Below are 21200 nucleotides of genomic sequence, written 5' to 3'. Positions count from 1 at the left end.
AATGGGCACGATCACATCACGCAAGCGCAAGGACAACTCGACGGCCTACACGGCGCAGATACGGATCAATCGGGACGGGCGCACAGTTTATCAGGAAAGCCAAACCTTCGACCGAAAGCAGGTCGCGCAGGCTTGGATCAAACGGCGTGAGACGGAACTGGCAGAGCCGGGTGCGATTGAGCGTGCAAACCGTAAGGGTGTGACGATCAGGAAGATGATCGAGCAGTACCTAGACGAGTACGAGAAGATCCGGCCGCTGGGCAAAACCAAGAACGCGACGTTGAAGGCGATCAAGGATACCTGGTTGGGCGACCTCGACGACTCGGGTCTCACCAGTCAGAAGCTCGTGGAGTTCGCACAGTGGCGGATGAGTAAAGAGGGTGGCGGTGTTCAGGCGCAGACGGTCGGTAATGATCTATCACACCTGGGCGCGGTTCTGTCCGTGGCGCGACCGGCGTGGGGCTACGAGGTAGATCCGCTGGCCATGCCGGACGCACGTAAGGTTCTGCGAAAGCTAGGTATGGTGAGCAAGAGCAGGGAGCGTAACCGTCGTCCAACGCTGGAAGAGCTAGACAAGCTAATGACGCATTTCTTCGAGATGCAGACGCGTCAAAAAGCCCAGATCGACATGCCGAAGTTGATTGCGTTTGCTCTCTTCTCGACGCGCCGGCAGGAGGAGATCACGCGGATCCGCTGGGATGATCTCGACGAGTCCCGACAGGCCGTCCTGGTGCGAGACATGAAGAACCCTGGACAGAAGATCGGCAACGATGTGTGGTGCCATTTGCCGGATGAAGCTTGGGCGATCCTGCAGAGCATGCCGAGGGCCGAGCGAGAGATCTTCCCGTACAACTCCAGGTCTGTATCTGCATCGTTCACGCGGGCGTGCCCGCTGTTGGGGATTGAGGACCTCCACTTCCATGATCTAAGGCACGAAGGGGTGAGCCGCCTGTTCGAGATGGACTGGGACATTCCTAGGGTATCGAGTGTTTCAGGTCATCGTGACTGGAACTCGCTGCGTCGATATACGCATTTGCGAGGAAGAGGCGATATCTATAAGAATTGGCAGTGGTTGAGCAAAGTTTGCGCTAAATAACAGAAGGGACTTGAATGAAAAACATATTGGATGTGAAGCGAAGTGTTCTATTGTTGTGGGGTGTGGCGGTTAGTTTGTTTCTCTGGTACTTCGTGATGATTTCGCAAAATGAGTTCAGTGTGTTCCAGTATCTGATCTTCTCTACCATTCTGTTTGGCGGTGGATTGGCATATCATGTGATGTCAGAATTGGCAGCTTGCCCCTATACTGAAGATAACTCACCACTATGGAGAAAGATTCGACGCATATTGTGCATCGTTTTCGTTGGCTATTTGATCGCGGGGTCTGCGCTGTGGGCGGGTATCGGCTGGGGCGGGGCGAAAGGCATTCTGTTTGCGATGGTTGGTCTTGTGGCTGGAATGTTTTGGGCGATGCATTTCTTGATGAGGCTGAAAGCGCCGGTTCTTGAACTGCTCGCCTCAAAATGATTTGCGGGGTCGCTTAGACCCCGCTATAACCAGCTTATGCGGCTCTGCCCATCAACTGATTCTGTTCTTTTAGTGCTTTCTCCCGTTGTCGATCAATGTAATCCGCTAAATCTTTTAAGTGAATTCCAAGCGAAGCTTTTTGTGAGTTTGCCCCCAATCTTACGACGGGAATGTCAATCTCTCCATCTAGTTGTTTCCGCTTGAACTTCTCTACTGTTAAGTGCATATAGTCCGCACATACCCGATCAAGCGTAATTACAGCTTGCCCATCGTACTGGGCCATAAGTAAGAACAAGGTGTTCATAGCACCACCTGCTTGATCAATTCGACCTGCTTCCACGCTCTGCGATTCCAAGCTGCGAAGCCAGCGCGATACGCGTAATGCTCACGGGCGAACGAGTCGGATGTCTTCGCACCTGGTACGGTGATGTAGGTGCCCCGCTGGGCGCAGTACTGCAGGCCCTCGGGGACAGGGAACTCTTTCTCGAACTCGACGCGTTCGTCGATCTGCGCTTCGTCGACGGCTTCTTGTGATGGACTTTCAGAGTTGCTGTCAGGGTGCGTATACCCCACAGCAAGCTGCGCGGGCGGGCGATTCTGAGCGGTTAGCGTTGCATTGGGTGTGGCTGCCTCGCGCAGCCTTTCGTGGGGTATGAGCGCCTCGGTGGTGCTGCTGGAAGGGGCAATAATGCCTGCTGCTGCGCAGCAGAGGCTGTTTGTTTCTAGTGTGTTGACGCTGGCTTCCTCGCGGAGCAAAGCGGTCGGGGATTGGGTGTTGTGCTGGTCCTTTTGCATGCCGCTTTCCTCCGAGGTTCGATTGCGCGTTGGTTCATCAGCCGTTGGTGAGACGTGAGCCGTGTTGCGGTATGTGTGGGATTGGGAGTAGGCCTGGCTCATGCGGCGCTCTCCTGATCTGCCGGCTCCAGCAGGGCAGCCATGGCGAGTGCTTGGTCGCGGAGGAGGCGGGTTTCGCGTTCGAGTTTTTTACCCGTGCGGAAGGCGGCGAATGTCTCGGCTGCGATCCGCAGTTTCTCGGCAATCTCCAGCAGGGTGATCCGTTCAGGTTCTCCAAGCTGTGAGGCCTCTACGGCGCGTTTGTAGAAGTCGTAGAGTTGCTCGTGTTTGTTTTGAACCTGCTTGAGCGATAGCGTGAGGTTGCGGATCTCTTCAGATTTGTCAGCGCTCTGAACGGCTATGCCTTCGCTGTAGCCTTCTGCATAACCCTCGGTGAGGCCGTTGCTGAATCCGTTCCGGTAGGCGAGCCAGTAAATGCCGGCGGTCATGAGGACGATTGCTATCAGCGCGCAGATTTGAATTGCAGTCATGTGGTGTGCTCCTGGTGATGTCATCGGCCGGTGGTGGCAGCCGCTTGGTTTGTGGTTGTTACTCGTTGGTGTCGTCCTTTTGTCGCTGCATGTCTTCGTCGGCCTTGTAGGCGCGGATGTCGATCAGTGAGGCGACGTGGCGGATGTGGGCGTACTTCGGTGCCTTGCGGCTCGTGTCCAGCGTCGTGATGGGGAGCTGGATGCGGCCACTGCTGATTTCGGCCGCGAACGATTGCTCGTTGAGGTTGCGAAAGTAGCGTTCGCGAACTCTGTCTAGCGGGATCAGAACGTCGCCGAAGGTGCGAAAGAGCAGCTCGACGGTGGCTGACTCCGGTGCCGGGTGTAGGCGCAGCGGATTTTGGGCTGTGTTACTCATGGCTCTGTTGGGCCTCCTTGCGTTGTTTTCGGGCCGGGTGGTTCCAGGCGTTCAGGCAGTGGGTTCTGGTCAGCTCGCGCAGATGTTCGGGCACTTCGAGGAGCGCGGCGTTGCGCTCCTCTCGTGTCCGCATGGCGATGATCTGGCGGGCGTATTCCCTAGGCCACGTCACGGTTGTCTGCCGGAATGGCAGGCAGGTCGATGCCCAGCTGTTCGGCCAGCCAGCGGATTCCGGGTTGTTTCACCCTGGTCGACTGGCTGTACTGCATGCCGAACTGGTCGTGGTACCACTGACCGTTATTGATTCGTAGGTAGTCGCGGTCACGGTTGGGGTAGGCCGGTAGGTTCTTCTCGTTGAGCAGGCCTTTTTCCCGCATGCGAGCGATGAGCTTTGGCCGAGTAAGGCCGAGTTTAATTGCGGCTTGGGCGAGGGTGCGTTCCATGGCGCCCCCCTTATGCCGCGTGCGCGGCTGGGGTGGCCGCTGCAGCGAGGTGGTTGATGGACTCGGTGACCTTGCCGTAGATCTCGACATCGGTGCCGTACGCGGTGAAGCAGCGGGTGTGCGGGCTTTTGTTGCCGATGCTCAGGATGGTGGTGACACCTGAGCGCGATTGGGTGCGATGCACCGCGACTTGCAAGGGGTAATCGAAGCCCATGTCGAGGCTCAGCACGCCGCCGGTGCGTACCAGCTCGAACACGCGTTGCTTGTCGGAGACCTCGAAGCGGCCGTATTCACGGCTGGCATGCGGGCGGTGCACCAGGTCGCTGGTGTTGCTTGCGTCGAACGGGCCATTGGCAATCTCTTCGATAAAGTCGGCCAGCTTGAGGTGCGTTTTCTTGTCGTTCGGCAAAGTCAGCGTGTGGCGTTCGCTGCCCAGCTCGACGACGAAGGTGCTCTCTGTTGTGCCGCGTTCGACCTTGAGCCGGAACGCCAGGCACTCACGCTTGGGGGCTGTCCGGAGAACGTGGTTAAAGGTCTCGGTCAGGTTGACCTGGGCGTTGAGCAACTGCAGGGTACGGTTGTCGATTTTGTACTTGATCATGCGGCGTGCCCTCCGCCGTTCGGGTCGAATGGGGTGGGGGCAGTGCGAGCTTGCTGCTTCGGTTTGCTGGTGACAAACGAGCAGCCGCTCTCGCGGGCCAAGCGTCGGAGTTCGAAGATTCGGAAGGGATCAGCAGCGGCCGGATGGACGTGCAGGGTTGCGGTGGTGTGCATGGTTTTGCCTCGCTCTGTGGTGGAAGAGTGAGGCGAATATCAACTCTCGGTTGTTAAATGTCAACCTTTGGTTGATTTTGTCTGCGCGAACGCAGCCCGGTGCAATTCGGGCGTTTCTCTTTAGAAATCTTTACAGATTTAGAAAATTCTGATTGATATCTGCCACAAGAGTATTCGAAGATGCGCGATCAAATTCTCATACCTGACGTGAAGCAAGGGATACCGCCATGTCAAAAGAAGTGACAGATGATAGAGACAAAGGGATTAGTGGTAGAGAATGCGTTCCATACTTTGACACTCATAAGGGTCAAATAATTTTCGAGTTTTGGTATTTAGTGGTATTGCTTGCCGCTGCTACTACAATTATGTTTTTGGTCCAGTTCAAATGTATAAGCATGGAGTACAACAATAAAACGTTTGTCTATGCATTGTTTGGTGGCTTTTTGGGCGGCTGGGTCTACGATGCGAAGTGGTTTTATAGGGTCACTGCAAGAGGCAAGGATGATCAATACAAGTATCTATGGCAATGTCATAAGTTTTATTGGCGGGTCCTAACACCGTTCCTCTCGTGCTTAGTGGCATTTGTGACCTATATTATTATTTCTTCAGGAATGTTTCCTGTTGTTTTGAAAAACTCAACTTCTGCTGGTGCTGCTTTTTCAATTTGTTTTATTTTTGGATATTTTTCTGATTTGGTTTTAAGTCGACTAGCAGCTTGGGCGGAGGAGCTTTTGCCTAAGATAAAGAAAAAAAATGCGAATAGTAGTGAGAGCGATGAAGAAGTGTAATGTTTGCCAAGAACTGCATTCTGCAACTATAGAGGGCTGTGATCCTCGGTATCAGGCTCTGGTCGATAGTCGCCAAAACATAATTCACGAAAGTCCAGATTTCGTTGTTCTACCTAGCTTGGGGCCACTCAACGATTCGCACGTGATGATAGTTCCGAAAGCTCATATAAATAATTTTTCTGTAATTCCTGATGCGAAATTAGTGCAGGTTCGCATGATCGCACAGGCCTTATCGTCCTATGTTGAGTTGAGGCATGGTAAAAGTTTGGTTTTCTTCGAAAGTGGGGCTGGGGTTCGGTCTAACCATTCGGGGGGGTGTATAGTTCATGCCCATATTCATTGTGTGTATGAGCATGAGGAATTTGAGCGCCGTTTGTTTCAAGAGATAGATTTTCAGGAAAGTGGTCTAAGTTGGTACAATGGTGCAGATGGTGATCTCGGATATGTATGGTATAAGAGCGGCAAGGGTAAAGCTGTTCTATGCAATAATCCACAGTTGCCGTCTCAGTTTTTGCGATACGTGTACTCTATGAGCGCTGGAGATATCCGATTTTGGAACTGGAGGCGCCATAATAATATCGAGGGCGTACTCAAGGTTGTTGAATGCTACAAAGGTTTTCAGAAATATATAGAAACTTCTCAATCTATTCCGGAATAAATGAACCAACAACTTTTCCGCATATGTGCGTTTCTTCTGTGATTTCTATTATCGGATATTGGGGGTTGATCGGCCTTAAGAACTGTCGACCAGCATCAGCCACTAATATTTTGAAAGTTGCCTCATTGGTTCGCGGTACCCTTGCAATGACCCGATCCCCGGTCTTGGTTTCTGCTTCTGGATCAACAAAAATTATGCATCCAGTCGGATAGCTGCGACCTGGTCCTGGATTCGTCATTGAATCGCCGAGTACCTTCAATGCATATCCTTGATTACTGATTGGGACAGGACAAGACAGCCAAGAGTCGGCATCGTAAGCTTCAAAATTCGAAACTGCTTCGCACCATGCGCCGGCCTGCACCCATGATATTAGCGGTACTTTGCCAAATCGTTGATTGATTTCGCTTACATTACTCCCGCTGGCAATGACGAGCTGATGAACATTGCTTTCACCGCTCTGTATTTTTGGCAAAACGCCATATTCAAGCCATTCGCGTCTAACCTTCAGCCACGAGCAGAGCGCAACCATACTGTCCGCCTCCGCAATCGCTTCACCATTCAGCCACTTGCTTATGGCCTGCGTTGTTTTATCGACCCCCAATTTTTTCAGCTGACGATGGATGTCGACGCCTCGACCCCTGCTGCGTACACCTGCATCGTCGAGGGCTTCATGTAAGCGCTCGCTGAAAGCTGCGCGGAGAGAATTTTTATCAACCATGAGTTGAGAGTCTCATAAAGGTTGCGCAATAGTCAGTTGATCTATAACATCAACCACGAGTTGATAAATGGAGGTTGTCATGCTGGACCCCGCAGATTTTCCGAGCGCGATTGCATTCGCGTTTGAAGCCGTAGGCGGCATCGGGGCCGCCGCGAAGGTATGCAATAGAAGCTATCAGGCGTTGAACAAATGGCGTCAGGCCGCATGCCTGCCGCGAACGGATTACACAGGTGAAACCAAATACGCCGAGCTGCTGGCGACCGCTGCAAATCAGAAAGGCAACGCCTTCCAAGCAGCTTGGCTGCTGAACGCTTCGGCCCCTAACAAAGCTGCAGCGTAGCAAGAAAAAAGGCGACCTAATGGCCGCCCAGTTCCTCCCGGCACGCACCACCACAGCGCTGCCGGGACGCGATGAAGGTAGGAGGGCACACCACATGCAACCACCTCTCTTTATCGCGCTTTTCCAAGGCTCGGAAGCCTTGGTGTTGCTGCCTCTTCCACCACAGATTAGGCAGCTGTTGCGCCAAGGGTGAACAACGGATTGTTCGCCCCGGCACGGTGCCGGTATCGATCCCGAAGATCTAGCCGGCGTTTGGGCCCTTTCAAGCCACGCGGCAAATGTATCACCACTGCATGTCGCGCGGCACTGGCAACTTACAAGGATTAATGCCATGAGCCGAATTGTTCTGAGCTCTCTAGACCGGGCGCAGCGGGAAGTTTTGCCGCTCGATCTTGCGCTTTACCATGCCGCACGGGACTACCCCGGCGGCGCCGCTGCTATCGCCGCCACCACCGGCCGAAATGCGACCACGCTGCAGCACAAGCTTTCCCCAACCCACCCAAGCCACACGGTGAACATCCAAGAGTTCGGCGAGATTCTGGAGCTGACCAAGGATCGCCGCATTCTGGATGCGGTGCATGCGCTGGTCGGTGACACGACCTGGCAGGAGCTGGCCGAGGCGTACACCAATGACATGCCCGAGACGTTGACCACCGGTATCGCGGAATACTTCCGCAAGGTGGCGGATCTCGCAGACACCTGGGCCAAGAGCATTGGCGACGGTGTCGTTACTGATGAGGAACTGGCCGCGATTCGCCTGCAGGTGTTTCGTGGGATTCAGGGGCTGCTGGGGATGTTCAACCGCGCCACGTATGTCAATCAGACGACGCGGGGTGTTGATCGTGGCTGATATCGCTGACTTCGCTAATGATCTGGTGCAAGAGCGCCTCGATCAAGCGCTCGCTGCTCGCAACGCCGCCAAGCCCGCTTTGGCGGCGCATTCGTTTCTGTTCTGCGAAACGTGTGATGACCCGATCCCTGAGGCCCGTCGTTTGGCGCAGCCCGGCTGTACGCAATGCGTGGGATGCCTTTCTGTCGACGAACTGAAGGGGGGTCGCCATGCTGGATGAGGTACTGGGGCAATTCGCGGATTATGGTCTTGAGCCTGCGCAGCCGCTGGTCTTTGGCAAGCTGACCCGGTGCAAAACAGCACAGGACAAGGGCAAGGAAAAGAACGGCTGGTACATCGCCCATGAGCATCGCACCGAGAAGGGTGAGACGCTGATTTTCGGCGCGTTTGGTGACTGGCGTTCGGGTGAGTCGCAGAAGATCAAGGTCAAGGCCGGGCGGATGTCGCCGGAAGAGCGTGAGGTCATGCGCGCTCGACAGGAGGAGGCCAAGCGCCGCGCTGCAGAGATTGCGGCCAGTGCGGCACGTCGTGCAGCCAAGCGAGCGGCGGGCATGTTCAAGCGCATGCCGGAGAAGGGCCGTAGCGACTATCTGGATCGTAAGCAGATCGTCGGTATCGGTGTTCGGTATGCGCCGCGCACCGGTGCGTTCCTGGTGCCGATGTGCAACGTGCGTGACGAGATTGTCGGCCTGCAGGTGGTTTTTCCAACCAAGCAGGAAGACACCGGCCGCGACAAGACGTATTGGCCCTATGGGATGTCGAAGGAGGGCGCTTTTCACCTGATCGGTCCGCATCCGGATCCCGGTGAGCCGGTGTTGGTGTGTGAGGGCTATGCCACGGGCGCAAGCCTGCATATGGCGACGTCGCTGACCGTGGCCATCGCATTTGACGCCGGCAATTTGCTGGTGGTGTGCAAGGCAATGCGTGAGCGCTTCGCCGGCTGCCCGCTGATCATTTGCCGGGACGATGACTGGAAGACCACGAAGCCTAACGGTGATGCCTGGAACCCTGGTGAAGAGAAGGCCAACAATGCGGCGCTGATCGTCGGTGGCCAGGTGGTTGCGCCGATCTTTTCCGGTGAGCGGGAGATCAAGTGGACCGACTTCAACGACCTGCATGTTGCCGAAGGTTTGGAGGCTGTGCGCCGTCAGGTGCTGGCGGTGGTCAAGCCGCCGGCCGCTGGTGGCTGGAAAGACATGTTGGCTCGGAGCGAAAGCGGCGCGCTGATCGCGCACATGCAGAATGTCGAGTTGATCCTGGCCAACGATGAACGTTGGGCCGGGGTGATCAGTTACAGCGCGTTCAGTTCGAAGATCGTGAAGCTGCGTGCGGCGCCGTACGGCGGCGGCACGGGCGATTGGGCGGACATCGATGATGTGCGGGTGATGAAGTGGCTCGCGCAGCAGTACAACTTGCGGGTCAAGGCGTCGCATGTGATCGAGGCGGTGAGTGTGGTTGCGCATGACCATGCGTTTCATCCGGTGCGGCAGTACCTGCGCAAGCTTGAGTGGGATCGCGTGCCGCGCCTGGAAAGCTGGCTCACGGATGTCATGGGCGTGAAGGCCACCGATTACTCGTCCAAGGTGGGTAAGCGCTGGATGTTGTCGGCGGTGGCCCGGGTGATGAAGCCGGGCTGCAAGGCTGATTCGGTGATGATCCTTGAGGGTGCGCAGGGCGCCGGTAAGTCTACGGCAATGAGCATTCTCGGCGGCGAGTGGTTCATGGATACGCCGTTCGCCCTCGGCGACAAGGACGGCTTTCAGGCGATCCGGGGCAAGTGGATCGTCGAGCTGGGCGAGTTGGACAGTTTCAACAAGGCCGAGAGCACCAAGGCCAAGCAGTTTTTCTCGGCGTCCACCGATACCTACCGTGAGAGTTACGGCCGGCGCACGATGGACGTGCCGCGTCAGTGCGTGTTCGTGGGGACGACGAACCAGGACGAGTACCTGAAGGACGCGACCGGTAACCGCCGTTATTGGCCGGTGGCGTGTACGAAGGTGGATCTGGAGCTGTTGCGCTCGATCCGCGATCAGCTATGGGCCGAGGCGGTGTTCTGTTACGACGCGGGCGACCTTTGGTGGGTGACGCTGGATGAAGCGGCGATGTTCGGCGAAGAGCAGGACGAGCGTTTTGTGGTGGACGAGTGGGAAGGGCCGATTCTGACCTGGTTGGAAGAATCCCAGATCGGCGAGACCACCACCGGCAGTGAAGTGCTGAGCAGTGCGTTGAAGTTGGACTTCGGGCATTGGGGCAAGCCGGAGCAGATGCGGGTCGGGGCGATCATGCATCGGTTGGGATGGCGTCGTGTTCGGATGCCGCCGCTGGTGAAGAGTGGTCAGCGGCCCTGGGCTTACAAGAAACCTGCAGGGTGGGGCGGTGCTTCGGCGTTGAAGCGGGAACCGATTGAGGAGCCTTGCTTTGATTAAGGAGATCGATTCGCTGCTTCGATTGTGGGCGCAGGAACTGCATTCCGAACATTCGAAAGGGGGGCTTGCTGGGGGGAACATGGTTGCCATGATGATGGAGAGCAATGGGCAACTGATTCGTGGGCGGCGGGCCTTCCGTGCGCCGCTGGAGAGTTCTCTCGACATCGAGCTGATTGTGACCAAGCATCTGGCGCCCGAGCTGGTGACGGTTGTACGGGAGCATTACTGCACGCTCGACGTTGATATGCGCTTGCGGTATGCACACTGCGGTTGTGGTCGCGACACGTACTACCAGCGTTTGCATGAGGCACACCTGCAGATCTACTGGGTGCTGATGGGGGCGGCTGCGTGACCCCAGGCATTCGTCCGGCTGTTGCTGTCCCACTGGCCCGTCTTGTCCCGCTGCGTTTTGATGCAGTGGGACAGGTGCGGGCCTTGTCGTTGTTGGGCTGTCCCACCGTCCCGCTAAAAAGTGCCTCCCGCCCGTGTAAGCGTAGCGGGCAGCAATACGCGCGTTTCACGCGCACGCGTGTTCTTTAAGATTCTTCCTTTACACGAGAAAGGAGAGAAATGAGTAGGACAGTGGGGCGAAGCCCCGAATTTAGGCGCTCTCAGGCGTCCCACTTCGATTCTGAATGGTGGGACAGATGGGACGCCGCCGAAACAGCAGAATGCCGGGGTGGGATATTCGCCGACATTCGCTAGGCGTTCACCCGGTGTTACCCACATATTCGCCGGGTGGCATTAAACCGGGGTTGCTGCCACCGGAATCGACCTGTAAAAAGTAGTCATCTTCGATAGGTGCGACCAGAGCTACTGACGGTTTCGAGGCGTTGGATTTATCCAGATCATCAATAGCGCCATGCCTGATAGCAGGTACACAAAGAAATTGAGCATGTAGAAAAACAGGCCAACAATTTCTAGCCTTTGGATAGGCGCTTCCGAGTAAGCAAAACTGTAGAACTCGAACGCACAACTGATGACCATTGCGACGGCGCCGACTAGCCCCAGAACCTTATACAAAATGCTCCCCATGATTTTCAGGCGGCGTAAGGCTCTGAGATTCGCATCTGCTGGACCATACAACCATGTGACAAAAGCCCCTCCGATAACGGTAGTGATAAGGCCCACGGTTACGCTCGAAATATCCATGTAACATCCTGTTTTTACTTGAGTTGAAAGCACGACGATATCAATAAACCCGGCCATCGCGCCGGGTTTTTGCATTGGGAGCAAGCGATGACAAACGAGCAACAAGCGCTGGCAGAGATGCCGATCTGGTTAGTGATCGTCCTGGCCCTGGTCGGCGGCGTATCGGGAGAGATGTGGCGGGCTGACAAGGATGGTGCGCGGGGCTGGGCATTGTTGCGCCGCCTCGCGCTTCGATCCGGTGCCTGCATAGTCTGCGGGGTGTCGGCGATGATGCTGATGATCGCGGCCGGCATGACGATCTGGACGGCGGGCGCCTTGGGTTGCCTGACGGCAATGGCCGGTGCCGATGTTGCCATCGGTTTGTATGAACGGTGGGCTGCCAAGCGGTTGGGCGTTTCGGAGTCGGCATCGACCGACCGAAGTTAGGTCGGTGGCCCGGTGGGGGCGCCATTTTTCCGGGTCCTCCCTGAGGGCCGCCCCCTACACGGGTTAGCGAACTCGCGGGATCTCTGCAGCTGAGAATTTTGCAGTGATGTCCGTCTTTTCAAAGGGTTAGATATGGGCAGGACAGTTAGCAAGGCCGACTTAAGCGAGATCGTCGGTCGTGATGAACGCACCCTGACCCGTTGGCAGAACGACGGCATGCCAGTGACCGAGTTCGGCCTCGGTCGGGGCAACGAAAACCAATATGACACTGAAGCAGTGATTCAGTGGCTGATGCACCAGGCCTCGCTCAACGGCAAGAAAGAATCTTCCCGCGACCGCCTCGACCGGATCCGCGCTGATCGCGAAGAACTCGCGATGGCCAAGGATCTGGGAGAGGTTGTCATCGCCGATGATTTGGTCGAGCGCTTTGAAGCAATGATCACCGCCGCAAAGGTGGAGCTACTCAACACATTTCCCGACGCCTTGGCCGCCGAACTTTCGGCGCGCTACGGGGTGGAGGTTGACGACCAACTGATCAGGGATCCCATTGAAGCCATCCTGAGGAGGCTTTCTGACTATGACAAGGATGATGCCCCGTCAGATGGATATTCTGACGAACCGGACGATCCGGAGGGCTTTGAAGAAAACAGCGACTAAGGCGCTGCGCGGCGCCTGCCGCAAGTGGGCGCCACCGCCTCGCATGAGCATCATCGAGTGGGCGGACAAGTACCGTTGGCTCGCTCCCGAGGAAGCGGCACGCCCCGGCAAATATCGCTTCGACGTGACGCCGCACCTGACCTGGCCCGGTGGACCGTTGGAAGCGTTGGACGATCCAGCCGTCAGCGAGATTGTCGGCCGCAAGTCGGCACAGGTGGCCTGGACCTCTGGCGTACTGGGCAACGCCTTGGGCAAGTGGATCGACATCGACCCATCGCCCATCCTGGTGCTGTTCCCCAAGGCGGAAGCGGCCAAGCAGTACGTCGGCGAAAAGCTCGAACCGATGATCGAAGCCACGCCACGCCTGCGCAAGAAAGTCGACTTGCGAAGTCGCAAGCTGCAGCAGCGTCAGGACTTCAAACGCTTCCCTGGCGGCTTTCTGAAGATGGTCGGCTCCAATAGTCCGGCCAGCGTGAAATCCACGCCGGTGCCACGAGTGGCCATTGAGGAGCCTGATGACTGCAACCTCAACCTGCGCGGACAGGGCGACAGCATCAAGCTGGCCAAAGAGCGACTGAAAACCTTCCGTCGCTCGAAGATCATCATCGGTGGGACACCGACCATCAAAGGCCTGTCGGCGATTGATGCAGAGCTGGAACTGTCGGATAAGCGTGTCGGTTTGGTGCCCTGCCATGAATGTGGCCAGGAACACGCGCTGAGCTTTGACAACCTGCATTGCGATGAGGATCCGGATTACCTGCACGAGGTGTACGGTAAGAAGCGTCCGGAGAAAGCGTTTTATTCCTGCCCGCACTGCGGTGGGATCTGGGACGACAACCAGAAAAACGCCAACCTCAAACACGGGCGCTGGTCGGCAACGGCAGAATTTCGCGGGATTGCGGGTTACATCCTGAACGAGCTGTACGCGACGTTCTGGGGATCGCGCTTTCAGGTGCTGATGGAGAAGAAACTTCAAGCCGAACACGCGGCTTCGCAGGGCAACATCGGACCGATGATCGCCTTCGTCAACAGCTCCAAAGGTGAAAGCTACGAGTACCAGAATGACGCGCCGAAGACCGACGAACTGGAGAAGCGCGCCGAGCCGTACGCGGAGCTGACAGCACCGAAAGGTGTGTTGTTGGTCACCGTGGGTGTCGATGTGCAGGGTGATCGCCTAGCTCTGGTTATCACCGGTTGGGGGCGTGGTGAGGAGTCATGGCGGCTGTATTGGGGCGAACTTCATGGCAACCCCATCGACCCGCATGATGCTGTATGGCAGGAACTGGACCGGGTGATCTCCCGGCCGATTCCCACCGAGGGCGGCGCCCAACTGGCGGTGTCGGCGGTAAGTATCGACAGCTCCGACGGCAACACCAGCGATGCGGTTTATGCCTACGTTCGGGATCGCCAGCGCTACAACGTCATGGCGATCAAAGGGGCTTCCGTCGATAGCCGTGACAAGGAAATTTTCACCAAACCACCACAGTCAGTGGACACCTCGCAAGACAACACCAAGGCTGCGAAATACGGCCTGCGGGTACACATCGTCGGCACGCACAAAGCCAAAACGTTGATCGACGGCCGACTCCGACTTAAGGGCAGTGGTCCAGGTCGTATGCACTGGTACAGCGAGATTCGCTCGGACTACTACGAGCAACTCACCAACGAAGTGCTGGCCCCACACGCACGCAACCCCAGCAAGATGGTGTGGCAGAAAAAAGCGGGTCGCCGCAACGAAGCGCTCGACTGCGAAGTGTATTCACTGCACGCCGCTCGCAGTTTGAAAACTCACCTGCTGCGTGATCACGAATGGGACCAATTGGAGCAGCAACTGCTACAGCCAACCCTGTTCACCACTGAACAACCGGTCGCACCGGTACCGCGCCGAGCAGTCGCTCGCGGGCGGGGCACCCGCAGTCGAGCGGGCTACTAAGGAAAACATCATGACAGACGCACAACAGCGCCTCGCGGAAGTCCGGGCGGCGATCTCTGACGTCCTGAAAAAAGGCCAGCGCCTGCGCCGTGCGGACCGTGAACTGTATCGCGCCGAACTGAACAGCCTGCGCCTTCTTGAGCAGCAATATGCCAAGGAGGTCGCGTTAGAACAGGCCCAACAACAGGGACGTGGCCGCAACCGCGTCTCCTACCTGGCGATCTGATTATGGGCTTCTTTCGAAAGGATCCGGCCGAGTTGCTGATGCGCGAGGCCATCAGACTGGCCAAGTCGGCAACGGGAGCCAAGCCCATCGTCGCCCAAGGTGGTGGAGGTGGGGTTGAGACTCGCTGGCGTGGTGCCTCACGCGTGCTGCGCAGTATGGCCAGCTGGATACCCGGTCTCGGCAGTCCTCGACGCGACCTCGACCAAAACGAGCGGCGCATGCTGGTGGCCCGTTCGCGGGATGCCATGCGCAATCATCTGATCGCAAGAGCGGCAATCACCCGTCTGCGCACCAATGTGGTCGGAACCGGCCTGGTCTGCCGCTCGCAGATTGATCACGCGGCGCTCGGGTTGAGTGAAGAGCAGGCCGAAGACCTCAATGCTCAGCTCGACCGCCTCTGGTCACTGTATGCCGATGATCCACGCGAGTGCGACGCGGAGGCGACGCTCAATCATTACCAGCTACAGGCGCTCGTGATGGTCTCGTCGATGGTCGGTGGTGATGTATTGATTGCCAGCCCTGACGACGAACGTCCGGGTTGCGTCTTCAGTACACGGCTGCAGTTGATCGAGTCCGATCGGGTGTGCAATCCGGCTGGACAACTGGATAGCACGAACCTGGTGGACGGCGTCGAATTCGACAGACTCGGCGCACCGTTGGCTTATCACGTCTGCACCGGTTACCCGAACGAGTTCACCGCCGGCCAAGCCCTCAAATGGGAGCGATTGCCAGCCTTCGGTGAAGCCACCGGCAGACGCCGAGTCATGCATGTGATGGCAGACAAGGAGCGTCCAGGTCAGAGGCGAGGCGCGCCGTACCTGGCCCCAGTGCTGGAACCACTGCAGAAATTGGAGCGGTACAGCAGCGCCGAACTGATGGCGGCGGTGATCTCGGCCATGTTCACTGTGTTCATCAAGAAGACCAACGACTTTCAGGTTGGGAATCTACCGCTGACAGCGCTGGCCAACGAAGGCGATGGCCCTGGTGGGGACACCACCGGGGATGGCGAACTGGCGCTGGGCGAGGGCGCAATTGTCGACTTGGGGCAGGGCGAAGAACCGGTCATTGCCAACCCGGCTCGGCCCAATGCGCAGTTCGATCCATTCTTTACTGCCGTGGTCAAGGAGATCGGCGCGGCCCTGGAGCAGCCGATGGAGGAACTGCTGCTGCACTACAGCAGCAGTTACAGCGCGGCCCGCGCAGCGATGTTGCAGGCTTGGCGCTTCTACAGCCTGCGCCGCTGGTGGCTGATCTGCGATTTCTGCCAGCCCAGTCGCGAACTGCTGATCGACGAAGCCGTAGCCCGAGGTCTGATCAGGTTGCCCGGCTATGCGGATCCGGCCAAGCGCAAGGCTTACTGCCAGGCGATCTGGATCGGTCCGGCCCGAGGCGCCATCGATGAATTGAAGGAGGCCAACGCCGCCGGCAAACGCATCGAAATCGGCGTCAGCAACGAGACGCTCGAAACCGCAGCGATGACCGGCGAGCCGTGGCAGCAGGTGTACCGGCAGCGCGTGCGCGAAGTCGAGCAGCGCCGCAAGGACGGTTTGCACGTCTTGCCCAAAGGGCGCGAGCAGGAGACCCCACCCAACAACCCCAACGAGGAGTAACCCATGCCCCGCGCATTTGAGCTGGCTGCCTCGCAGCCTTGGCTGATGCTGCCCGGCGCCCTGGAAAACCTGCTGACCATCGCAGACCGAATGGGCGACCCGGCGGCGCTGGAGACACGCTCCGGCATGCGGCTGGACAACAGCCGTACCGTCAGCGTGCGCAACGGGGTGGCGATCATCCCGGTGGTCGGCCCCGTGTTCCGCTACGCCAATCTCTTCACTGAGATCAGTGGAGCGACCAGTACCCAGGTGCTGGCGACCGACCTGCAAAAAGCGCTGGACGACCCCAAGGTCAGCGCAATCATCCTGAACATCGACAGCCCAGGCGGTGTGGCCGCCGGCATCAACGAGCTGGCCGACCACATCCATGCAGCCCGAGATCGTAAACGCATTGTTGCTTACATCGGCGGCACCGGTGCCAGCGCGGCCTACTGGATCGCCTCGGCGGCTGGCGAGATCGTCATCGACGAGACCGCGCTCGCCGGCAGCATTGGCGTCGTGGTCGAGGCGGTGGTGGAAGGCGAGGCCGCCACTGGGCGCAAGCGTTACCAGATCGTCAGCCGCAACGCACCCAACAAGCGGGTGGATCTGTCCACCGAAGAGGGCCGGGCCAAAGTTGGCGAAACCGTTGACGCCATGGGCGACGTGTTCGTAGCCAAGGTGGCCCGCAACCTTGGTGTGGATCCGGAGCGCGTTCCGGAGATGGGCGACTTCGGCGGACTGCGTGTCGGCGCTGCCGCTGTCGAGTCCGGCTTGGCCCATCGTCTGGGCTCGCTTGAAGCATTGATTACTGAACTGGCCAAAACGGCCGTAACCCAACCGAGGAAATTCAACATGACCACTGTCAGCAGCACGGCGGAGTTGCGTGAGGCGCTAGCCGCCGGCACGGATCCGCAAACCATACAGATCGCACAGGCGAGTCAGCCGGATCTGGAGAGCATCCGCACCCAGAGCCGCCAGGAGGGCGCAACCGCTGAACGGCAGCGCATCACCGGCATCAACGCCATGGCCAGCAAGGGATTCGAGACTGAGATCGCTGCCGCCATCGATGCCGGCACCTCGGTCGAGGCCACCGCCCTGCAACTGTTCAAGGCGGCGCAGGATCGCGGCATTTCACTGAACGCGATCAAGTCCGATGCCACCGGCGCCTCGACCTCGACTCCAACCGATAACGATGACCAAGGCGAACGCAAGACCGTGGTCAACGCCATCGTCGTGGGCGCCTCGCGCCGCTGACAGGAGAAAAATATGAGCAATCCAGAGCGCCAAACTTATGTGCCCGAGCAGCTTTCAGCGGGCGCCTTCCCGGTGATGATTGATATTGCTGTGATCGCCGCCGGCCAGAACCTTCCGCGAGGTGCTGTTCTAGGCCAGATCCATGCGAGCGGCGAATACGTTTTGTGCAAGACCGCCGCCACCGACGGCTCAGAGGTGCCTTCAGCGATCCTCGATCAAGCCACGGATGCCAGTAAAGGTGCACAAGCGGCGCCGATCCGACTGACCGGTGAAGTGCTGGCCACCCAACTCACTCTCGGCGAAGGGCTCACCGCAGCGAAGGCGAAAGCCGCGCTACGAGCCTTGTGCCTGTTCGTTCGTTAACCGGAGTTTCCGATGGATATTTTTGATACCCGCACCATGCTGGAAGCGGTCGAGCAGATGCCGACCGCACGCCGCTTTCTTCTGAACACTTTTTTCAATGGCGGCAGTCCGGTGACGTTCCCGACCAAGACCGTTGACATCGACATCATCAAGGGCAAACGCAAGATGGCGCCGTTCGTCAATCCGCGTCTGCCGGGCAGTCTGTCGTTGCGCGAGGGGTACACCACCAGCACCTACGCGCCGCCGTACATTCAGCCCAAGCGCGAGACCACTGCCGAGCTTGTGCTTAAGCGTGCGGCCGGCGACAACCCTTACTCTACGCGCACCCCGCTGGAGCGTGCCGGCCAGTTGCTGGGCAAGGATCTGCGTGACCTGGACGACGAGATCGTCCGTCGCGAAGAGTGGATGTGCGCCCAGGCGCTGACCACCGGCAAGGTTCGCGTGATCGGCGAGGGCGTGGACGACACCATCGACTTTCTGATGGCAAGCGACCACCGGATCAGCCTCGGCAGCGGGCAATGGGGCACGGCCGACAGCGACCCCATCGGCAACCTGCGCAGTTGGAAACGCAAGATCGCCAAGGACTCCGGCCGCACGGCCAATACTGTGGCCATGAGCGGCGAAGCTCTGGACGCCTTCCAATCCAATGCGACGGTGATGAAGCAACTCAATACCCGCCGCGTCGACATGGGCATGATCAAGCCAGAGGAGTTGCCCGACGGCGTGACCTACTTGGGTTACCTGAATGATCCAGGCGTCGACCTGTACGGCTATGACGAGTGGTATCTGGCCGATGACGACGAAGATGAAGAACTGCCGATGATCCCGGCCGGCGGTTTGATCCTCGGCTCAACTTCTACGCGCAACGCCATGCTCTACGGCGCGATTCAGGATCTGGAAGCCGTCGAAAGCGGTCTGGTTGAAGCGGCCCGCTTTCCGAAAAGCTGGCTCACCCAAGAACCGAGCGCCCGCTGGCTGAAGCTGCAGAGTGCCGCCTTGGCCGGCCTGCTGGAGCCGGACGCTTTCATCTACGCCAAGGTGGTGTGACATGGCCAAAAAAGCTGAATACCTGGTGATCGATGGCTGCGTGCAGGACGGCCGCAGCGTGGTGGTCAAAGGCGAGCCCTATAGCCCACCCAGCAAAGAGGTGGCGGATGCGCTGTTGGCTGAGGGGCGCATTGCCGCCATCAAGGACCCGCGTGCGCAGCAATTGCTGCGAGACAACCCAGCTACAGTCGACGACGGTGAATGACTGTGGGCTTTCGCGAGTTGAGCGAAGACATGGATGCCCTGGTGCTGGATGGGCTGGGCGACATGGGGACGGTCGGCGGTCGCGAGATCGCCGGTTTCTTTTCAGCACCCTGGTTACAACCGCGCATGGGCCGGATCAACACCGCACTACGAGAGCCGCAGTTCGAGATCCGCGTCAGCGATGCTTCAGGAATTGAGCCGGGCCAACTGGTTCTTATTGATCTACCGGTGCAAGACGGCGGCGGACAGTACGACCTGGTGAAACTTGAACCGGATGGCACCGGGTGGGTCGCGTTGTTATTGAGGGCTAAACCATGAGCGTCGGCAGCTACTTCAAGCCCTCGGCCGGCGGCGGGATGATCTCGCTGCAGACCTCGGCGGCAGACCTGAAAGCTTTTCAGGATTTCGCCGCCCTGGTACCCAAGGCCGCCGCCGCTGCCCAGCGGCGAGCAATCAACAAAACCCTGCGTTGGCTCGCCACACACATCGCCCGCGCTGTCGGCCGTCAGGAGCGTATCGCCGTGGCGGCCGTGCGTCAGCGTTTGCGGGCGTACCCGGTCAACGGGGGAGCCAACAGCGGCAAACTCTGGTTCGGCCTCAACGCCATGGAAGCCAGCCGCATCGGTCGTCCTCGGCAGAGTCGGTCCGGTGTATCGGTGGCCGGTCGACGCTTTCAGGGCGCGTTCTTCAAGAAGGTCTACGGCAACAGCGCGGACGTCTGGATCCGTACAGCCAGCAAGCATTTCGACGCCAGTGACTACCCCGACAGCGATGTCAGCGGGGCAGGCGGAGCCAGTTCGGGCTGGATCGCCGAACACGGCAGCCGCTTTCCACTGGCGAAAGCCAAGGTATCGCTTGAGCAGGCGCGGCCACACTTCGAAAGCTGGATCCGCAAGGCCGACGAACAGTTGCTGCACGTCCTGCAGCAGGAACTCAATTTTGAACTGCAGAAGCATCTGAAGGGGACATGACATGACGGATCAAGTCGACGAGCCTTTCAGCCTGGAGCAGTTATATCAAGCCATTGAACGGCATATTCAGGATCACCTGCCAGGTATTCAGACAGTTGCAGTCTGGCCGAACATTGATGATCGCATCGCATTGCCGGCAGTTCTGGTCGAATTAGGAGAGATGGAGCCGGGACTGGATCCGGGAACCGGCGAAACGGGTCTGTCCTGCAAGTTCGAGGCGCGTGTTATTACCGACCCGATCCAGCCCGATCACCATCAGCAAGCGGTGTTCATAGCCGGTCAGTTGGCCGTGCTGCTGCGAATGCAGTCGTGGGGTGTGGAAGTTGAACCGGCGGAGTTTGTTCAGGCCATGCAGGACTGGACCAAGCCGGAATTGGACGGCTACACCGTCTGGGTTGTGGAATGGACGCAGCAGATCTACCTCGGCGAAACGCAATGGCCGTGGCCCGATCAGCCACCGGGTACGTTGCTGTTCGGCATGGAGCCGGACACCGGCCTGGCCAACAAGGACAAGTACTTTGCGCCGGAGAATCTACCATGAGCGGCGGCTACGTGAGCGCCCAGCATGACCGCATGCTCGCCGGCCTGGTTAAGGACTGCTACGTGGTGGCGGTGGATCTTACGGCGTCACCACCGGTGTGCCGCGTTTCGGACGGTGAATGGGTCAGCGGTTGGGTGCGCTGGCACAGCGTTGCCGCCGGCAAGGCACGACACTGGCGAGCGCCAAGCCTGAATGAGCAGGGCACCTTGATCAGTGCCAGTGGCGAAGTGGCACAAGGCACGTTCATTCCCGGCTTATACGGTAACGGCGGGCCACCGCCTGACAACCGTGGCCACGTCGAAGTCTGGCGCTTTGAGGACGGCGGGTCCCTGATCTACGACTGGGAAGCCAAGAGCTACACCATCAGCCTGCCAACCGGCACCGTCATCATCAAGGTCGGGTCAACTCAAGCCGAGGTGACCGACAGCGCTGTCACTGTGAGGTCGGGAACGATCGATCTCGAAGCCAAGGTGAACATCAAGGGACCGCTGCACGTCACCGGAGACATCACCAGCGATGGTGCAATCCTGGACACTACCGGCAACAGCAACCACCACAAACATTAGTGAAACTATCCAACTCGGCCCGCCTTGTGCGGGCTTTTTCATGCCC

General features: G+C 58.3%; 31 protein-coding genes. 22 read left to right on the top strand and 9 right to left on the bottom strand.

Annotation, left to right across the window (positions count from 1 at the left end):
* Position 1 precedes the first annotated feature (1 nt).
* Both NE357_RS19090 and NE357_RS19085 read left to right on the top strand, forming a co-directional pair.
* Complete coding sequence (locus tag NE357_RS19090; protein ID WP_169431176.1) at positions 2–1096, top strand: site-specific integrase; 1095 nt, start codon at positions 2–4, stop codon at positions 1094–1096.
* A gap of 14 nt (positions 1097–1110) precedes the next feature.
* A complete protein-coding gene (locus tag NE357_RS19085) occupies positions 1111–1524 on the top strand; it encodes a hypothetical protein (protein WP_169431175.1) in 414 nt (137 codons plus the stop codon).
* A gap of 34 nt (positions 1525–1558) precedes the next feature.
* Here NE357_RS19085 and NE357_RS19080 read toward each other — a convergent pair whose 3' ends face one another.
* From NE357_RS19080 to NE357_RS19050, 7 genes are read right to left on the bottom strand one after another with little or no spacing between them, the layout of a single operon-like run.
* Positions 1559–1828, bottom strand: a complete 270-nt coding sequence (locus tag NE357_RS19080; RefSeq protein ID WP_169431174.1) for a pyocin activator PrtN family protein — start codon at positions 1826–1828, stop codon at positions 1559–1561.
* A complete protein-coding gene (locus NE357_RS19075) occupies positions 1825–2421 on the bottom strand; it encodes a hypothetical protein (RefSeq protein ID WP_249314322.1) in 597 nt (198 codons plus the stop codon). Before NE357_RS19075 ends, NE357_RS19080 begins: the two co-directional genes overlap by 4 nt.
* On the bottom strand, positions 2418–2849 hold the full coding sequence (locus tag NE357_RS19070; protein ID WP_169431173.1) for a hypothetical protein: 432 nt from the start codon (positions 2847–2849) through the stop codon (positions 2418–2420). Before NE357_RS19070 ends, NE357_RS19075 begins: the two co-directional genes overlap by 4 nt.
* Before the next feature lie 58 nt (positions 2850–2907).
* Complete coding sequence (locus tag NE357_RS19065) at positions 2908–3225, bottom strand: pyocin activator PrtN family protein (protein WP_169431172.1); 318 nt, start codon at positions 3223–3225, stop codon at positions 2908–2910.
* Positions 3218–3358 (bottom strand): hypothetical protein, encoded by a 141-nt coding sequence (locus NE357_RS19060; RefSeq protein WP_169431171.1) that lies wholly within the window; start codon positions 3356–3358, stop codon positions 3218–3220. Before NE357_RS19060 ends, NE357_RS19065 begins: the two co-directional genes overlap by 8 nt.
* A gap of 25 nt (positions 3359–3383) precedes the next feature.
* Positions 3384–3668 (bottom strand): phage antirepressor KilAC domain-containing protein, encoded by a 285-nt coding sequence (locus tag NE357_RS19055; RefSeq protein ID WP_169431170.1) that lies wholly within the window; start codon positions 3666–3668, stop codon positions 3384–3386.
* Positions 3669–3678: 10 nt separating this feature from the next.
* Positions 3679–4269, bottom strand: a complete 591-nt coding sequence (locus NE357_RS19050; protein ID WP_103368808.1) for a hypothetical protein — start codon at positions 4267–4269, stop codon at positions 3679–3681.
* 400 nt (positions 4270–4669) lie between these two features.
* On the opposite strand from NE357_RS19050, the gene NE357_RS19045 reads away from it, so the two are divergent.
* Positions 4670–5230 carry a hypothetical protein gene (locus tag NE357_RS19045; RefSeq protein WP_169431169.1) on the top strand — a complete coding sequence of 187 codons (561 nt, stop codon included), beginning with the start codon at positions 4670–4672 and terminating at the stop codon, positions 5228–5230.
* Positions 5196–5888: an HIT domain-containing protein gene (locus NE357_RS19040; RefSeq protein WP_432760311.1), complete on the top strand. Its 693-nt coding sequence runs from the start codon at positions 5196–5198 to the stop codon at positions 5886–5888. Before NE357_RS19045 ends, NE357_RS19040 begins: the two co-directional genes overlap by 35 nt.
* Here the strand turns inward: NE357_RS19040 and NE357_RS19035 are convergent.
* Positions 5875–6606, bottom strand: a complete 732-nt coding sequence (locus NE357_RS19035; protein ID WP_169431167.1) for a LexA family protein — start codon at positions 6604–6606, stop codon at positions 5875–5877. The genes NE357_RS19040 and NE357_RS19035 overlap by 14 nt on opposite strands.
* A 79-nt stretch (positions 6607–6685) precedes the next feature.
* Here NE357_RS19035 and NE357_RS19030 point away from each other — a divergent pair, with 79 nt between their 5' ends.
* From NE357_RS19030 to NE357_RS19010, 5 genes are all read left to right on the top strand, one after another.
* Positions 6686–6946: a hypothetical protein gene (locus tag NE357_RS19030; protein ID WP_169431166.1), complete on the top strand. Its 261-nt coding sequence runs from the start codon at positions 6686–6688 to the stop codon at positions 6944–6946.
* Positions 6947–7277: 331 nt separating this feature from the next.
* Positions 7278–7796 (top strand): phage regulatory CII family protein, encoded by a 519-nt coding sequence (locus tag NE357_RS19025; RefSeq protein ID WP_169431165.1) that lies wholly within the window; start codon positions 7278–7280, stop codon positions 7794–7796.
* Positions 7789–8016: a TraR/DksA family transcriptional regulator gene (locus tag NE357_RS19020; protein ID WP_169431164.1), complete on the top strand. Its 228-nt coding sequence runs from the start codon at positions 7789–7791 to the stop codon at positions 8014–8016. The genes NE357_RS19025 and NE357_RS19020 overlap by 8 nt, the downstream gene beginning before the upstream one ends.
* Positions 8006–10222, top strand: a complete 2217-nt coding sequence (locus tag NE357_RS19015) for a VapE domain-containing protein (protein ID WP_169431163.1) — start codon at positions 8006–8008, stop codon at positions 10220–10222. The genes NE357_RS19020 and NE357_RS19015 overlap by 11 nt, the downstream gene beginning before the upstream one ends.
* On the top strand, positions 10215–10574 hold the full coding sequence (locus NE357_RS19010; protein ID WP_103368800.1) for a PA0613 family protein: 360 nt from the start codon (positions 10215–10217) through the stop codon (positions 10572–10574). The genes NE357_RS19015 and NE357_RS19010 overlap by 8 nt, the downstream gene beginning before the upstream one ends.
* A 461-nt stretch (positions 10575–11035) precedes the next feature.
* On the opposite strand, the gene NE357_RS19005 is transcribed toward NE357_RS19010, so the two are convergent.
* The gene (locus tag NE357_RS19005) at positions 11036–11449 is read right to left on the bottom strand and encodes a hypothetical protein (protein WP_169431162.1); all 414 of its coding nucleotides are present in this window, start codon (positions 11447–11449) and stop codon (positions 11036–11038) included.
* Positions 11450–11461: 12 nt separating this feature from the next.
* On the opposite strand from NE357_RS19005, the gene NE357_RS19000 reads away from it, so the two are divergent.
* The 13 genes from NE357_RS19000 to NE357_RS18940 all read left to right on the top strand — a co-directional run bounded on the left by NE357_RS19000 (position 11462) and on the right by NE357_RS18940 (position 21154).
* Positions 11462–11800, top strand: a complete 339-nt coding sequence (locus NE357_RS19000) for a phage holin family protein (RefSeq protein ID WP_085701142.1) — start codon at positions 11462–11464, stop codon at positions 11798–11800.
* A 132-nt stretch (positions 11801–11932) separates the two neighbouring features.
* Positions 11933–12457, top strand: coding sequence for a terminase small subunit (locus NE357_RS18995; RefSeq protein ID WP_169431161.1), 525 nt, complete (start codon positions 11933–11935; stop codon positions 12455–12457).
* Positions 12458–12500: 43 nt separating this feature from the next.
* Complete coding sequence (locus NE357_RS18990; RefSeq protein WP_169431160.1) at positions 12501–14390, top strand: phage terminase large subunit family protein; 1890 nt, start codon at positions 12501–12503, stop codon at positions 14388–14390.
* 10 nt (positions 14391–14400) lie between these two features.
* The gene (locus tag NE357_RS18985; RefSeq protein WP_169431159.1) at positions 14401–14616 is read left to right on the top strand and encodes a hypothetical protein; all 216 of its coding nucleotides are present in this window, start codon (positions 14401–14403) and stop codon (positions 14614–14616) included.
* A gap of 2 nt (positions 14617–14618) precedes the next feature.
* The gene (locus NE357_RS18980; protein ID WP_169431158.1) at positions 14619–16226 is read left to right on the top strand and encodes a phage portal protein; all 1608 of its coding nucleotides are present in this window, start codon (positions 14619–14621) and stop codon (positions 16224–16226) included.
* A gap of 3 nt (positions 16227–16229) precedes the next feature.
* Positions 16230–17462: a S49 family peptidase gene (locus tag NE357_RS18975; RefSeq protein WP_169431157.1), complete on the top strand. Its 1233-nt coding sequence runs from the start codon at positions 16230–16232 to the stop codon at positions 17460–17462.
* 12 nt (positions 17463–17474) lie between these two features.
* Complete coding sequence (locus NE357_RS18970) at positions 17475–17825, top strand: head decoration protein (RefSeq protein WP_169431156.1); 351 nt, start codon at positions 17475–17477, stop codon at positions 17823–17825.
* 12 nt (positions 17826–17837) lie between these two features.
* The gene (locus NE357_RS18965; RefSeq protein ID WP_169431155.1) at positions 17838–18872 is read left to right on the top strand and encodes a major capsid protein; all 1035 of its coding nucleotides are present in this window, start codon (positions 17838–17840) and stop codon (positions 18870–18872) included.
* Between the two features lies 1 nt (position 18873).
* Positions 18874–19077 carry a hypothetical protein gene (locus NE357_RS18960; protein WP_169431154.1) on the top strand — a complete coding sequence of 68 codons (204 nt, stop codon included), beginning with the start codon at positions 18874–18876 and terminating at the stop codon, positions 19075–19077.
* A 2-nt stretch (positions 19078–19079) separates the two neighbouring features.
* Positions 19080–19394 carry a head-tail joining protein gene (locus NE357_RS18955; protein ID WP_169432673.1) on the top strand — a complete coding sequence of 105 codons (315 nt, stop codon included), beginning with the start codon at positions 19080–19082 and terminating at the stop codon, positions 19392–19394.
* Positions 19391–20047, top strand: coding sequence for a hypothetical protein (locus NE357_RS18950; RefSeq protein WP_169431153.1), 657 nt, complete (start codon positions 19391–19393; stop codon positions 20045–20047). Before NE357_RS18955 ends, NE357_RS18950 begins: the two co-directional genes overlap by 4 nt.
* Position 20048: 1 nt before the next feature.
* Positions 20049–20588 (top strand): hypothetical protein, encoded by a 540-nt coding sequence (locus tag NE357_RS18945; protein ID WP_169431152.1) that lies wholly within the window; start codon positions 20049–20051, stop codon positions 20586–20588.
* Positions 20585–21154 carry a phage baseplate assembly protein V gene (locus tag NE357_RS18940; RefSeq protein WP_249314320.1) on the top strand — a complete coding sequence of 190 codons (570 nt, stop codon included), beginning with the start codon at positions 20585–20587 and terminating at the stop codon, positions 21152–21154. Before NE357_RS18945 ends, NE357_RS18940 begins: the two co-directional genes overlap by 4 nt.
* Positions 21155–21200 lie beyond the last annotated feature (46 nt).

It is taken from the genome of Pseudomonas sp. G7(2022) (assembly GCF_052660475.1).
The sequence above is the reverse complement of the archived record's forward strand: the minus strand, read 5'-3'. Positions and strand labels throughout refer to the sequence as shown.

Coding starts and splice junctions, on each gene's coding strand:
- NE357_RS19090 (WP_169431176.1), top strand. CDS start 2: ATGGGCACGATCACATCACGCAAGCGCAAGGACAACTCGACGGCCTAC.
- NE357_RS19085 (WP_169431175.1), top strand. CDS start 1,111: ATGAAAAACATATTGGATGTGAAGCGAAGTGTTCTATTGTTGTGGGGT.
- NE357_RS19080 (WP_169431174.1), bottom strand. CDS start 1,828: ATGAACACCTTGTTCTTACTTATGGCCCAGTACGATGGGCAAGCTGTA.
- NE357_RS19075 (WP_249314322.1), bottom strand. CDS start 2,421: ATGAGCCAGGCCTACTCCCAATCCCACACATACCGCAACACGGCTCAC.
- NE357_RS19070 (WP_169431173.1), bottom strand. CDS start 2,849: ATGACTGCAATTCAAATCTGCGCGCTGATAGCAATCGTCCTCATGACC.
- NE357_RS19065 (WP_169431172.1), bottom strand. CDS start 3,225: ATGAGTAACACAGCCCAAAATCCGCTGCGCCTACACCCGGCACCGGAG.
- NE357_RS19060 (WP_169431171.1), bottom strand. CDS start 3,358: ATGCGGACACGAGAGGAGCGCAACGCCGCGCTCCTCGAAGTGCCCGAA.
- NE357_RS19055 (WP_169431170.1), bottom strand. CDS start 3,668: ATGGAACGCACCCTCGCCCAAGCCGCAATTAAACTCGGCCTTACTCGG.
- NE357_RS19050 (WP_103368808.1), bottom strand. CDS start 4,269: ATGATCAAGTACAAAATCGACAACCGTACCCTGCAGTTGCTCAACGCC.
- NE357_RS19045 (WP_169431169.1), top strand. CDS start 4,670: ATGTCAAAAGAAGTGACAGATGATAGAGACAAAGGGATTAGTGGTAGA.
- NE357_RS19040 (WP_432760311.1), top strand. CDS start 5,196: ATGCGAATAGTAGTGAGAGCGATGAAGAAGTGTAATGTTTGCCAAGAA.
- NE357_RS19035 (WP_169431167.1), bottom strand. CDS start 6,606: ATGGTTGATAAAAATTCTCTCCGCGCAGCTTTCAGCGAGCGCTTACAT.
- NE357_RS19030 (WP_169431166.1), top strand. CDS start 6,686: ATGCTGGACCCCGCAGATTTTCCGAGCGCGATTGCATTCGCGTTTGAA.
- NE357_RS19025 (WP_169431165.1), top strand. CDS start 7,278: ATGAGCCGAATTGTTCTGAGCTCTCTAGACCGGGCGCAGCGGGAAGTT.
- NE357_RS19015 (WP_169431163.1), top strand. CDS start 8,006: ATGCTGGATGAGGTACTGGGGCAATTCGCGGATTATGGTCTTGAGCCT.
- NE357_RS19005 (WP_169431162.1), bottom strand. CDS start 11,449: ATGCAAAAACCCGGCGCGATGGCCGGGTTTATTGATATCGTCGTGCTT.
- NE357_RS19000 (WP_085701142.1), top strand. CDS start 11,462: ATGACAAACGAGCAACAAGCGCTGGCAGAGATGCCGATCTGGTTAGTG.
- NE357_RS18995 (WP_169431161.1), top strand. CDS start 11,933: ATGGGCAGGACAGTTAGCAAGGCCGACTTAAGCGAGATCGTCGGTCGT.
- NE357_RS18990 (WP_169431160.1), top strand. CDS start 12,501: ATGAGCATCATCGAGTGGGCGGACAAGTACCGTTGGCTCGCTCCCGAG.
- NE357_RS18985 (WP_169431159.1), top strand. CDS start 14,401: ATGACAGACGCACAACAGCGCCTCGCGGAAGTCCGGGCGGCGATCTCT.
- NE357_RS18980 (WP_169431158.1), top strand. CDS start 14,619: ATGGGCTTCTTTCGAAAGGATCCGGCCGAGTTGCTGATGCGCGAGGCC.
- NE357_RS18975 (WP_169431157.1), top strand. CDS start 16,230: ATGCCCCGCGCATTTGAGCTGGCTGCCTCGCAGCCTTGGCTGATGCTG.
- NE357_RS18970 (WP_169431156.1), top strand. CDS start 17,475: ATGAGCAATCCAGAGCGCCAAACTTATGTGCCCGAGCAGCTTTCAGCG.
- NE357_RS18965 (WP_169431155.1), top strand. CDS start 17,838: ATGGATATTTTTGATACCCGCACCATGCTGGAAGCGGTCGAGCAGATG.
- NE357_RS18960 (WP_169431154.1), top strand. CDS start 18,874: ATGGCCAAAAAAGCTGAATACCTGGTGATCGATGGCTGCGTGCAGGAC.
- NE357_RS18950 (WP_169431153.1), top strand. CDS start 19,391: ATGAGCGTCGGCAGCTACTTCAAGCCCTCGGCCGGCGGCGGGATGATC.
- NE357_RS18945 (WP_169431152.1), top strand. CDS start 20,049: ATGACGGATCAAGTCGACGAGCCTTTCAGCCTGGAGCAGTTATATCAA.
- NE357_RS18940 (WP_249314320.1), top strand. CDS start 20,585: ATGAGCGGCGGCTACGTGAGCGCCCAGCATGACCGCATGCTCGCCGGC.